Raw genomic sequence first — 11805 nt, 5'->3', positions numbered from 1 at the left:
AGCTGCTTTGTCGCCACCACATTTGCCTTCGCCGCACTTGCCTTCTTTGGTCATTTTAGCTGCTTTGTCGCCGCCGCATTTTCCTTCACCGCACTTACCTTCTGCGACATCTTGCATATAACCAGATTCTAATGTTTGCATCCCAAAAGGTGCCGCATTAGCTTGAAAGCTAACCGCTGCTAGAGAGCCAAGTACAACTGCACCCATTGCTGTAGCGATAGTAGTTTGTTTAATCTGTTTCATATTTGACACCTTAAGTAGATTTAAATTTTTGTATGTAAAATTGCTTACAAATGATTAGACCCAGCGAAGTAAATGAATATTTCGTTGATGTGAAAAATATTTACATTTAAACGAAATCTCCCCATGGAAACCCGAGTTCACATGCAGTGTAGACCACGATTTACTTAAGCGTGAGTTAAATAAGAGGTCTCATGTGACTACGCCACTACCATTTTAAATGGTTTACCACGAACATCTAAAAAGGGCGTTTTCACTGTTAGCACAGCCGGATAAAGAACGCACCTTTAAGGCGCCGACCAACATAGACTAAGTGCTAATAGCAAGATTTGGATTTTCATCGTATAAAAATTTAGTGAAATTAAATTTAGCTACTTTGACGTGTTTGATTTCCCTTGATGTATTGCGTCGTAGCCTCTGTATTTAACACTAAAGTAGTTAAAAATAATGAATAAAAAACAAACCAAAGGGATTGAGATAGAAAATCCTAGCAAGTACATGACACTAACCTACGCGATATCGCTAACGATAATCGCGCTTTTATCTGGTGCTGTTCATTTGATGTTAGATCAAGTTATTGAGCAGCAAAGCCAAACCGGAAAGATTGTTAATATTAGCGGCCAGCAACGAATGCTCTCCCAGCGTGCAGGTTTGTTTGCACTTCATCACCTGCAAACAGGCAGTCATGACGCTAGACTCGTTGCTTTAGAAGCCATTGATAAAATGCTCATAAACCAAAACTTTTTATTACAGCACCATAAGGAAAATCAAGGTTCTGATTTTTCCGCAGAGTTAAACGCACTCTATTTCAGCCCTCCGGATAACGTGCAACAGAATGTAGTTAAATTTGCTGACACCGTCAGGCGAGTTTTAAACTCCTCAGAGGATTTAAATGAAGCGAACTTAACTACCCAAAAGCAATATATTGTTGATCTTGCTAAAACCTCGCTTCTAGATTCGCTTCACAGTGTGGTAGAGCAGTATGAGAAAGAGAGCTTCGAAAAAGTCGATGAGTTAAGGTTTGCGCAGAATGTGGTGTTTTGGATAATCATTTTTACCATTCTCATTGAAGCTATATTTATATTCAGACCAATGGTGGCAAAAGTGTCCTTGTTCGCCTCGAAGTTGCAACGTGAGGCTAACTACGACGCGCTAAGTGGTATATTCAACCGCCGCGCATTTAATTTACAGTCTGCACAGCAGTTTAATAAATCGCGAGAAAACGACCAACCCCTTAGCGTGCTAATGTGTGATGTAGATTTTTTCAAAAACGTCAACGATACGTATGGACATAGCACGGGTGATGAAGTGATCAAAGTGGTTGCTCAAGTCATGCTAGAGAATACACGCAATTCTGACCTCGTCGCCCGCTATGGAGGTGAAGAATTCATTGCTCTGTTGCCTAGAACATCTAAACACGAAGCAAGCATCGTAGCGGAAAAAATTAGACGTTCCATAGAGAGCATTGAAATTAACATCGATAATCATCAACTGCGTTTTACCATAAGCATAGGTATTAGTGACCTGAAGTCTGCTGATTCCAATATCGATAATGTTATTTTACGTGCTGATGAAGCGCTCTATAACGCCAAGGAATCGGGTAGAAATCAGGTGCTAATGAGTGCTTAACGAGTTAGCGCTGCGAACAGCAACTTAACTTCGAGGAGTCATGATTCACTGACGCGTTTGTTTGACATGCTCTACTCGAAGATTTGAATACTGCGAAACCCCCTCCTTCCATCATGATATAAGATACTTTTAATTTTTCTGCTACGTAAAAATTCACTAGCGCATATGCGCACTCACAAAATTGTTATAACATCACATTTTTAAATCCCAGACTAAACTGAGAAGTAGGCAACGTGGTTGCTGTGATCTCAACCACAGGGTTGATTGAATTCGCCCCATTGAACGAGTTAACTATCGAGCAATTTCAAACAACTGTGAATAATAAAATATTAGGTCACATCAACTTATTTCAAATTGCTAAGCCCTATATTAAACAAGGTGGCAGTATCACATTTACCAGTGGTTATGTGGCGCAAAATCCTATGCCAGGGTCTTCAGCGGTTAGCTTAGTTAATGCCGCGCTTGACGCTTTTGTTAAAGCTGCAGCCCTAGATTTGGGTGACTCACTTCACATAAATACCGTTAGCCCACGGTTCGTAAAAGAAACGATGCTGTTGATGGGAATGAACAGTGAAACCGGTATTAGCGCTGCTGACACAGCCAAAGCATACCGCCATTCTATTGAAGGCCAAGAGACAGGCCAATCATTCGATGTTGTGGATTACATTAACTAAAAGACGTCTTGGCTATCAAAAATCACTTCATCAAACATTTTTGCTAGATAGCCATTTCGTTAACTCAGATAAGAAGTGCGCTACTGACAATATGAAGTAAGCTCCAATAGTTGGACATTCCAATTACTGGAGGGCTTTTTATGTCCAAACATCACAGAGCATTTAAATTAAACCTCGCGCTTATCCTGATCTTTTTCGCTATCAACCTGTTCAAGTTCCTTTAACTCAGGACCATCGCTGGCTAAAAGCAATGCTATCCAGCGGGTGTCTTGCCCCGACTCAAGGCCAATCTTGACGATCATGGTCAAAGGTACTGACAGCAGCATGCCAACTGTGCCTAGTAACCACCCCCAAAAAATTAACGACAAAAACACCACTAATGTCGACAAACCTAGACCTCGGCCCATATACCTTGGCTCAATAATGTTGCCCATTACCGTGTTGGTAACCACAAACCCCAGTGCCGTTAAGCCGGCAATACCAGGGCCTAATTGTACTAGCGCCAGCAAAACAGCTGGGATGGCGGCGAGAATTGAGCCTATGTTTGGTATGTAGTTGAGCAAAAATGCCATCATTGCCCATAACAGGTAATGATCAACCCCTAAAAAGTACAGCCAAAGCCCTATCACCAACCCCGTACCTAAACTTACCAGTGTTTTGATCGCCAAATAATTCTTAACAGACAATAGAAACTTGTCGATTTGGCGCATTTTCATATTCGGATCGTCTAAAGCAATATGGATCTTACGAGGAAACGATTCCGCTTCGAACAACATAAACACCACAATAAGAAGAATTAATAAGAAGTTGGTCAACACCCCGCCCAAACTAGTCAATAAACTGGTTGCCATGTTCATAGCCGCACCGGGATCTAAATAAGACAGTAATTGGTTTTTATTAATCTGTATGTTGAAATCGTTTAGGCGACCAATCACAAAAGAAAATTGCTCGACCAGTTGTTTCCGGTATTTCGGCAAATTTTCGCTAAAGTCATTCATCGATTGGCCTACAAGTCCTGCGAGCATAAACCCTAATATAACAATGAGCAGTATAACCAAGACCACGGACACGGCTCTTGGGATCCTGTACTGGTTGGCCCAATTAATAATTGGGCTGCACGACATAGCAATAAAAATCGATAATAAGAATGGGACGACGATGGCGCTTGCGGCTTTTATGCCAGCTAAAACAACCACAAGTGATGCAAGTATTAACAGCACTTTCAGTGAAGGGGAATATTTCATTTGCATGGTTTAGCTCACTTGTAGAATAAATGAAAAAATTAACGGAAAGTATGCTTACTTTATAGCCTTACGTCGTGTTTTTAGTATTATGAGGCATATCAATGACATCTTGATAATATCCATGTACAAAACGATAAAAAGATATTAACGTACTGATTTTAGGTTATTTTTACGTCGTAAAACAAGAGTGGTAATAATATGAAGTTAAATCCCGCGACGATCCGGATAAAAAATTTACGTTTACGTACCTATATTGGTATTAATGAAGATGAAATAATTAACAAGCAAGATGTCGTCGTAAATGTAAAAATTGAATATCAGGCAGATCAAGCAACTGACACAGACAACATGGACGATGCCCTTAATTACAAAGTCATCACAAAGCGTATTATTCATTTAGTTGAGGACAATCGTTTTGCGTTACTGGAAAAATTAACCGCTGATGTCTTAATGATCGCCGCTGAACACCCAAGGGTGACATATGCCGAAGCCGAAGTGGATAAACCCCATGCCTTGCGCTTTGCTGACTCGGTTTCTTTATGTCTTTCATGTTCTAAAACGTAACATAATAAGGATTTTCTATGCGTATTTTGATTACTGGAGGTACAGGATTAATCGGTTCTAATTTAATCCCTAAGTTGAAGCCAAACGATATCACAGTGGTCACGCGCAATGTTTCGCAAGCGGAGCTGGTATTAGGTCACAAAATCACCCTAATCTCATCATTGGATGATTTCGATAACCTTGATGGCTTTCACGTTATTATCAATTTGGCTGGCGAGCCAATCATAAGCAAACGCTGGACTGATGATCAAAAAAAGCGCATAGAACAAAGTCGTTGGGAGCTAACCGAAAAGCTTGTAGCACTGATAAAAGCCAGCAATCAGCCTCCTGCGCTATTGATTAGTGGTTCAGCGATTGGCTACTACGGACACCAAGGCGACAATATTATTGATGAAACATTCGACTCACCGCACGATGAGTTTAGCCATCAATTATGTGAAAGGTGGGAGTTCTTGGCTAAACAAGCTGAATCAGCGCACACCCGTGTGTGTATTGTACGCACAGGTGTAGTGCTTACTCGTCGAGGTGGTGCGTTAGTGAAGATGCTACCTCCCTTTAAGTTTGGTTTAGGTGGTCCAATGGGATCAGGACAACAGTACATGTCGTGGATCCACTTAGAAGATATGTTAGATGGACTGATTTATTTAATAGAACATACGCAATGCAAAGGGATATACAATTTTACCGCGCCTAATCCCGTTACCAATGAGCAATTCAGTAAAACCCTTGGAGCCGTGCTACACCGCCCGGCTTTTTTACCTATGCCCTCTTTCGCTCTGCGCCTGATTATGGGCGAAGCAGCCGATCTTTTACTGAACGGGCAGCGGGTGATACCGAAACGACTACAAGAAGATGGTTATCAATTCCATTATCCCGAGCTTGAGCATGCCTTAGAGTGCTTGCGTTTATAGCCCTTGCCAACAAACTTGCGCTTCTATATGCCGTGCATAAAGTAAAAAAGACGCCGTGCATGAAATAGAAAAAGCCGATAACGAATAACGCGTTATCGGCTTTCTATTGTCCATTAAATAATCAGACCATTTGACGTAATAAGTGGCTGGTATTAAGGCGTAACAAACGCCAGCAACCTATAATGCCTAGCGCTCCAACAACAATCGCTCCGACGACAGGGGCAATAAACCAATACTCCCAATGCAATACTGCTTCCATCTCAAAGATTTGGCTTTGTAAAAAGAACAAACTCACTTCATTGGAAAACGCTGCCATCAGACCAGCTACTAACCCAATAATGACAAATTCGAACAAAACACTAGCTCGTATCAAACGTCCTTTGGCCCCTAACGTACGCAATATAGCAAGCTCTTGCTGGCGTTCATCCATACTCGCTTGAACTTGAGCGATCAACACTAGTGCCCCAGCTGCCAGCACTAAGACCAATATAAACTCTACCGCCAATGACACTTGCTGCACTATGCCGCGTAACTGTTCAATGCGGGCATCTACGTCAAACAAGGTGACACTAGCAAAAGGCTTCATCAATTCAGTGATATCTGATTTACGTGATTTATCTAAGTAAAAACTCGATAAATACGTTGGTAAATACCCTGTCATCGCTTGAGGTTGAATAACAAAGAAAAAGTTTGGCTGCATGGTTTGCCAATTCACTTCACGTAAGCTCGACACTTGTGTATTAATGATCTCGCTGCCTACATTAAAGGTTAACTTATCACCTAATTTGATATTCAACCTATCCGCAATGCGCGCTTCAACAGAAACACCATACAATCCACTTGCTAAAGGTTCACCCGATTCAAACCACTCGCCGGCTACAATCTCATTTTCAGGCTGCAGTGTATCGCTCCACGTTAGGTTTGCTTCGCGCCCCAACCCTTCACGACCCCGATCCTCTCCTGGCTCTTCGTCTTCTTTGCTAACCGCAGTTGAAACTTTTTCATCATTGATTGCCACAAAGCGCCCACGCACCACCGGGTAGAAGTGTTCTATATCGACTTTTTCTTCAGCAAAATGTGCTTTTAATTCAGGCAATTGCTGCTCAGTGATGTTTACCAAAAAGTAGTTAGGTGTACCTTGCGGGAGCTGATTTTGCCACTGGGCAATCATGTCATTACGCATAACCAGTACAATCAATAACAACATAATGGTTACGGCGAAGCTGATAAGCTGAATAGCATTGTCCATTGCTCGGCGTCGAATGCGCGCCCATGCTAATTGCCACGCGCCCATTTTGCCTTGTCCAAGCTTTCGCCCTACCCAAATGAGTCCAAAGGTCACTAGTAGCAAGCTAATGACCAACAAGATACCAGAGCCAAACAGAATAGCACTTAAGCTTAAGTCACCACTGTAAGCCCACATCAGACTGAAAATAGCACCGCCTGAGGCTAAAAATTGGATAAAGCGCGAACTCAGCGATGCCCCTAAGTCACGGCGTAACACACGTAGCGGAGAAACCGAAAAGAGTTTAAGCAGCGGATAAAGTGAGAACAACATGGCACATATTGCCCCGGTAAACACTGCGATGATCAGCGGACGCCAGAACCACACATCTAATGACACATCAACACTACCAGCCAGTGCCCACACCACAATTTGCTGAATCAAGAAACCGAGCACTGTGCCTATGACTATCCCCAGCAAGGTGATGAACGTGATTTGCAACAAGTAAACTTGCTGCACCATTTTTTTACTCGCCCCTAGAGTTTTCATAATGGCAACAGGATCATAGTGGCGTTGGCTGTATCTTTGCGCCGCAACAGCAATTGAGACAGCCGCTAAGACTATCGCTAACAAGCTAGCCAGCAGAAAGTACTGCTCAGCTTTTGCAATAGAACGGCCGATGGCCGAATCATCATCACTGACAGATACCCAGCTTTGCAGCTCTTTGTCCAGTTGTGGCATTAACCAATCGTAATACGCATCTAAATCACTATCACTGCCGGTAAAAAAATAACTAAACGATGCACGACTTCCTGGTCCAATAATATTGGTTGAGGCTAAATCTTGTTCACTGATCAAGACTTTTGGGTCACCGCCAAAAACACTGAATCCAGCATCCGGTACTTCAGATAACACTTTGCTGACGGTAAATGCTTTGTCCCCGACTTCAATAACCTGCCCTAAACTTAATCCTAAGTTTTGAAATAAACGTGATTCGATCCACGCATTACCTGGAGCGGGTAGCGAATTTGTGGCTTGCCCTGGCGCAAAAGGCTGCTCGGCCACTTTCACGGTGCCCTTTAATGGATACCCCTCGGCAGCGGCTCTTAAGTCAACCAACATCATATTGTCGCCAGAAAATGCCATTGAGCGCGTGTAAACTTGATTCGCTGTATTCAAATTAAATTCTTTGGCTTTTTCAATCCAGCTTTCATCCACTGGTTTACGAGATTTAAGCACCCTGTCTGCTGCGATAAACTCTGCACTTTTATCCGTTAACGCTGACTGTAATCTTTCACTAAAAAGCGATAGGGATAGCACCGAGGCCACCGACAAAATGATCGCCAGTAAAATAATGGTTAACTCTCCGCGCTTAGCTTCGTGTTTAAATAAGCGCCAGGCTAAATTTAATGTTTGCTTAGTCATGCACTACCCTACCTGACTTTGCGAAATCACTGATTTTTGCCCTGAGCTAGCATTATCATCTGATAGGGTGACTTCGCTAAGTTCCCCTGCATTCATTAATAATTGACGTTGGCAGTGTTTCGCCAACTCATTATCATGCGTTACAAGTACCAAGGTTGTATGGGAGTCGCGATTCAAATCGAACAACAACTGTTCAATTTTGTCACTATTGGCGGCATCTAAATTGCCGGTTGGTTCATCAGCAAACAAGATTTTCGGTTTAGTAATAAACGCTCGCGCAATGGCCACTCGCTGCTGCTCGCCACCGGATAGCTGATTAGGATAATGATCGCCACGATGCCCTAAGCCGACTTTATCTAGAATTTCTTGGCCAAGTTGTTTGGCGTTATCCAACCCCGCAATTTCTGCAGGTAACATAATATTTTCAATCGCTGTTAAACTTTGGACCAACATGAAGCTTTGAAAAATAAAGCCAACTTTCTCACCGCGTAATTGTGCCCGCTGCTCTTCGTTCATTTCATGCAAGGCTTGCCCGTCAAGATAAATATCTCCGCTGCTTACTTCATCAAGTCCCGCAAGTAGGCTCAACAATGTCGATTTACCGGAGCCTGACGCACCCACGATGGCAATCGACTCACCTGCCTTGACTTCAAAACTAATTGGCTTGAGGATTGCAAGTTCACCTTGAGAGGTAGTAACCGTTTTTGTGATCGCGGACGTTTTAATCATATTTACAGGAGCCATAGTGTTTAAATTGATAGTAAATTCATTGCGCAAGCGCGCCAAAGTCGTATTGATTCTTTTACCTATATTACTGGTTTCAGATCAGCTTTGGGCGAAATCGAGTAAATTGCTCATATTAGGTGATAGCCTAAGTGCAGGTTACGGTCTGACGCAAGCACAAAGCTGGGTAAGTTTGTTACAAGATGCGTGGCAAAAAAGTAACATAACTGTGGTAAATGCAGCGATAAGTGGTGAAACGACCGATGGTGCATTGGCTCGTTTACCAAGATTACTGAGCCAACATTCACCCAGCCATATTTATGTTGAACTAGGTGGAAATGACGGTTTACAAGGCCATTCAATCACTAAAATGCGCAACAACCTAATGGAAATAGTGAAATTAAGCCAAGAATCAGGTGCAACTGTTATTTTACAAGAAATGCAAATTCCTACGAACTATGGGCGTAAATACACCGAACTTTTTACTAAGGCTTATTCGGATGTTGCCGAAGAACGAGACGTCACATTACTGCCGTTTTTTCTCGCTGATATCGCCTTGGATACCCAGTTGATGCAAGCTGATGGTATTCATCCGAATGCCGAAGCACAGCCTATCATTGCCGAGTCGATGCGAGCGGCTTTGAGCCCATTGATCACTGAATAAGAGAGTTTTGCGCTTTGCATGGAATTAAAAAGAATGAAACGCTAGACTCATAAATCAGACAAATTAAAGGGGGAAATGTGATGGACGTGAGCGCTACAGGCTCAAATACCGTGCAGACCAATGTGCTAGCACCCAGACAAGAAGTCTCAGCATCAAGAGCAGAAACAGAGCGGCTCACAGCGCCGCAAGACTCGCAGACTTTATCGACCTCTTCGTCAGCCCAGCAAGGTAATGCGACTCCTCAAACGAGTGATCCTAATCAACGGGTTGGCTCGATAGTAGATATACAAGTTTAAAAATCGCGTCAGCTTGCAGCAAATAGCCAAGTTACCTTTGTTGCTGTAACACCTGTACAATTTCATTCGAATCACGCAGCCGACGCACTTGCATAAACAAGTCTTCGGCTTGTGGGTACTGACGTGACAAATAGCCTAGCCATTGTTTTAAACGGTTGGGAAAATACTTGCCTTTGTCACCAAACAACTCATAACCTGAGTAATCAATTAGCAACTGATTGACTTGAGACCAATTCATCACCTCTTGCTGACCACGTACTACCCGCGCCAAGTTTGGCATGGCTAAAATACCGCGCCCTAACATAATATCTTGGCAATTAGATTGGGCTTGGCAGTTTATCGCATCTTCATAAGACCAGATTTCGCCGTTCGCTATAATAGGAATATTCACTTTTTGTTTTATGTCAGCAATCCATGACCAATAAGCTGGCGGCTTGTAGCCTTCCACCTTTGTTCTGGCGTGAATAACCAGTATATCTGCACCAGCGGCTTCTATAGCGGCGGCATTTTCAAAGGCAAGGCTTTTATCGTCAAACCCTAGTCGCATTTTAGCTGTAACTTTGTGCTCGCTAGGTACAGCTTGTCGCACTGCGCTCACAATATCGTATAAAGTTTGTGGTTCACGTAGCAATACTGCACCACCTTTACTTTTATTAACTGTTTTAGCGGGACAACCAAAATTGAGATCAACACCGTGGGAGCCAAGCTCTACTGCGCGTACTGCATTTTCAGCTAACGGTTGAGGGTTTTGCCCCAGTAATTGAACCCGAACAGGTGTACCGTTCGGGGTATATCCATCATTATGTAATTCAGGGCATATACGATGGAATACCTTTTTAGGCAGTAAACAATTCACCACCCTTACAAATTCAGTGACACACAAGTCAAAGCCGCCGACTTTACTCAACATGTCTCGCATGAGGTGATCAACCACCCCTTCCATCGGTGCTAAAATTACTTGCAACTTATATACTCAATACTAAAGGTGAACGTTGTTGTTTAACACGAGCTTATCGTGATTTATCAGCCCAGAATACGCGTGGATTTCACTCATGATTACCATCGACATCAGGGCGACTTTTACGGCGTGAACAAGCAGCGAGAATTTCTTTTTTTCGCACTGATGAAGCCGTGCCCCAGCCAACAATTTCATCTAGCATGCGAAAACATCCCACGCACATATCTTGCTGATCAAGACAACAGTTCCGTACACACGGCGAATCTACATCCTTACTCGTCATCAAAAAACCTCTTGATTAGCCTGTCCGCATATATCTATGTAATAGAAATATAAATTTAAATCGCTAAATCATTACTTATCTGGATAAGGGCACAAGGTAACTCGACTAGTCGCGTTCTAATAACCCGTTTAACTGCTCAAAACTCACCTTATCATTGACAAATTTAGCATGGTGTAAGTAAGCGATGGCATCAGTAGGATCTAGAAAGCGCTTCGGTACAATACCTGATGCTTGAAAATATGGGAGTAAGGCATTCCCCTGCTCCATGTCATCAACAATCCAACATTCTAGTTTCTGGTTACGTCGGTCAAGTTGAGCCTTTAGCTTAAATGGTGACGAGCTGACTGTCTCAGGCACAACCCAACCACGCATATCAACTAAAACAGCCCAAGTGTTCCCGCGCATAGAATGCATAGCTTCCCCAAGCTCAGACAAGTAGGCCATATCAGTTTGTAAAGTCCAAGTGCCTTTTGTTCGCACGACAATCAAGCGCTCGCTAATACGAATTTTAAAATGTGCCGGGGAATCATCGAGGGGTTTAGTCATATTCATTACAGCATTAATACCATTCCACGTTAATAAGTGATCACTCAGCGAGAGTTTAAAAGGGCTTAAACAAGGCGCATGACTGAATGAATAGTTGTTCTCTTTCGAAGTCATGCAACGCAGTGTAAGCCCTTTTAAAACTCGCCTACAAGGAATGCCCCAGCGGCTTTTGCTCTGCGTTCTCACTATTTGAAAGGGAACAACCATTACTACATAGCGACGCCTTAATCAAAAACCGCTGGACGCATTCTGAGGCGGTCACTTATTAATGCGGATTGGTATAAGTCGTTTAGCTTTACCTTCAAAAGCGTAATCTAACTTAGCAAGGTGTCTGTGCACAAACGCCCACCACTGAGATTAGTCACGTCTTATATTCTAGAAATACAAAAAAAGCCGCACATTACTGTGCGGCTTCTCTTATTT

Annotated in this window: 13 protein-coding genes; 6 read left to right on the top strand and 7 right to left on the bottom strand. The window is 42.8% G+C overall.

What is annotated here, in order from left to right:
- Window positions 1-243: HvfA family oxazolone/thioamide-modified RiPP metallophore (locus tag GCHA_RS17205; protein WP_039992712.1), on the bottom strand; the 243-nt coding region annotated here is incomplete at its 3' end.
- A gap of 444 nt (window positions 244-687) precedes the next feature.
- On the opposite strand from GCHA_RS17205, the gene GCHA_RS17200 reads away from it, so the two are divergent.
- Together GCHA_RS17200 and GCHA_RS17195 are read left to right on the top strand one after the other, a co-directional pair.
- Complete coding sequence (locus GCHA_RS17200) at window positions 688-1869, top strand: diguanylate cyclase (protein ID WP_007990531.1); 1182 nt, start codon at window positions 688-690, stop codon at window positions 1867-1869.
- Window positions 1870-2102: 233 nt separating this feature from the next.
- The gene (locus GCHA_RS17195) at window positions 2103-2543 is read left to right on the top strand and encodes an SDR family oxidoreductase (RefSeq protein WP_007990529.1); all 441 of its coding nucleotides are present in this window, start codon (window positions 2103-2105) and stop codon (window positions 2541-2543) included.
- Window positions 2544-2710: 167 nt separating this feature from the next.
- Here GCHA_RS17195 and GCHA_RS17190 read toward each other — a convergent pair whose 3' ends face one another.
- Window positions 2711-3793: an AI-2E family transporter gene (locus tag GCHA_RS17190; protein WP_007990526.1), complete on the bottom strand. Its 1083-nt coding sequence runs from the start codon at window positions 3791-3793 to the stop codon at window positions 2711-2713.
- 192 nt (window positions 3794-3985) lie between these two features.
- On the opposite strand from GCHA_RS17190, the gene folX reads away from it, so the two are divergent.
- Both folX and GCHA_RS17180 read left to right on the top strand, forming a co-directional pair.
- Window positions 3986-4351 carry a dihydroneopterin triphosphate 2'-epimerase gene (folX, locus tag GCHA_RS17185; RefSeq protein WP_007990524.1) on the top strand — a complete coding sequence of 122 codons (366 nt, stop codon included), beginning with the start codon at window positions 3986-3988 and terminating at the stop codon, window positions 4349-4351.
- 17 nt (window positions 4352-4368) lie between these two features.
- Window positions 4369-5262 carry a TIGR01777 family oxidoreductase gene (locus GCHA_RS17180; RefSeq protein WP_007990522.1) on the top strand — a complete coding sequence of 298 codons (894 nt, stop codon included), beginning with the start codon at window positions 4369-4371 and terminating at the stop codon, window positions 5260-5262.
- Between the two features lie 121 nt (window positions 5263-5383).
- Here the strand turns inward: GCHA_RS17180 and GCHA_RS17175 are convergent, their stop codons facing one another.
- Together GCHA_RS17175 and GCHA_RS17170 are read right to left on the bottom strand one after the other, a co-directional pair.
- Window positions 5384-7912 carry an ABC transporter permease gene (locus GCHA_RS17175; protein ID WP_007990518.1) on the bottom strand — a complete coding sequence of 843 codons (2529 nt, stop codon included), beginning with the start codon at window positions 7910-7912 and terminating at the stop codon, window positions 5384-5386.
- 3 nt (window positions 7913-7915) lie between these two features.
- The gene (locus tag GCHA_RS17170) at window positions 7916-8641 is read right to left on the bottom strand and encodes an ABC transporter ATP-binding protein (protein ID WP_007990517.1); all 726 of its coding nucleotides are present in this window, start codon (window positions 8639-8641) and stop codon (window positions 7916-7918) included.
- A gap of 16 nt (window positions 8642-8657) precedes the next feature.
- On the opposite strand from GCHA_RS17170, the gene GCHA_RS17165 reads away from it, so the two are divergent.
- Both GCHA_RS17165 and GCHA_RS17160 read left to right on the top strand, forming a co-directional pair.
- On the top strand, window positions 8658-9299 hold the full coding sequence (locus tag GCHA_RS17165) for an arylesterase (RefSeq protein ID WP_007990515.1): 642 nt from the start codon (window positions 8658-8660) through the stop codon (window positions 9297-9299).
- 80 nt (window positions 9300-9379) lie between these two features.
- Window positions 9380-9595 (top strand): hypothetical protein, encoded by a 216-nt coding sequence (locus tag GCHA_RS17160; RefSeq protein WP_007990513.1) that lies wholly within the window; start codon window positions 9380-9382, stop codon window positions 9593-9595.
- 31 nt (window positions 9596-9626) lie between these two features.
- Here GCHA_RS17160 and dusC read toward each other — a convergent pair whose 3' ends face one another.
- The 3 genes from dusC to GCHA_RS17145 all read right to left on the bottom strand — a co-directional run bounded on the left by dusC (window position 9627) and on the right by GCHA_RS17145 (window position 11388).
- Window positions 9627-10559, bottom strand: coding sequence for a tRNA dihydrouridine(16) synthase DusC (gene dusC / locus GCHA_RS17155; protein ID WP_039992709.1), 933 nt, complete (start codon window positions 10557-10559; stop codon window positions 9627-9629).
- 82 nt (window positions 10560-10641) lie between these two features.
- On the bottom strand, window positions 10642-10836 hold the full coding sequence (locus GCHA_RS17150) for a DUF1289 domain-containing protein (RefSeq protein ID WP_039992707.1): 195 nt from the start codon (window positions 10834-10836) through the stop codon (window positions 10642-10644).
- 105 nt (window positions 10837-10941) lie between these two features.
- On the bottom strand, window positions 10942-11388 hold the full coding sequence (locus tag GCHA_RS17145) for a hypothetical protein (protein WP_007990509.1): 447 nt from the start codon (window positions 11386-11388) through the stop codon (window positions 10942-10944).
- Window positions 11389-11805 lie beyond the last annotated feature (417 nt).

The organism is Paraglaciecola chathamensis S18K6 (assembly GCA_000314955.1).
Lineage (GTDB): Bacteria > Pseudomonadota > Gammaproteobacteria > Enterobacterales > Alteromonadaceae > Paraglaciecola > Paraglaciecola chathamensis.
This window is presented reverse-complemented; position numbering and strand designations above follow the sequence as displayed.

Coding starts and splice junctions, on each gene's coding strand:
- GCHA_RS17145 (WP_007990509.1), bottom strand. CDS start 11,388: ATGAATATGACTAAACCCCTCGATGATTCCCCGGCACATTTTAAAATT.
- GCHA_RS17180 (WP_007990522.1), top strand. CDS start 4,369: ATGCGTATTTTGATTACTGGAGGTACAGGATTAATCGGTTCTAATTTA.
- GCHA_RS17190 (WP_007990526.1), bottom strand. CDS start 3,793: ATGCAAATGAAATATTCCCCTTCACTGAAAGTGCTGTTAATACTTGCA.
- GCHA_RS17170 (WP_007990517.1), bottom strand. CDS start 8,641: ATGATTAAAACGTCCGCGATCACAAAAACGGTTACTACCTCTCAAGGT.
- GCHA_RS17200 (WP_007990531.1), top strand. CDS start 688: ATGAATAAAAAACAAACCAAAGGGATTGAGATAGAAAATCCTAGCAAG.
- GCHA_RS17175 (WP_007990518.1), bottom strand. CDS start 7,912: ATGACTAAGCAAACATTAAATTTAGCCTGGCGCTTATTTAAACACGAA.
- folX (WP_007990524.1), top strand. CDS start 3,986: ATGAAGTTAAATCCCGCGACGATCCGGATAAAAAATTTACGTTTACGT.
- GCHA_RS17160 (WP_007990513.1), top strand. CDS start 9,380: ATGGACGTGAGCGCTACAGGCTCAAATACCGTGCAGACCAATGTGCTA.
- GCHA_RS17150 (WP_039992707.1), bottom strand. CDS start 10,836: ATGACGAGTAAGGATGTAGATTCGCCGTGTGTACGGAACTGTTGTCTT.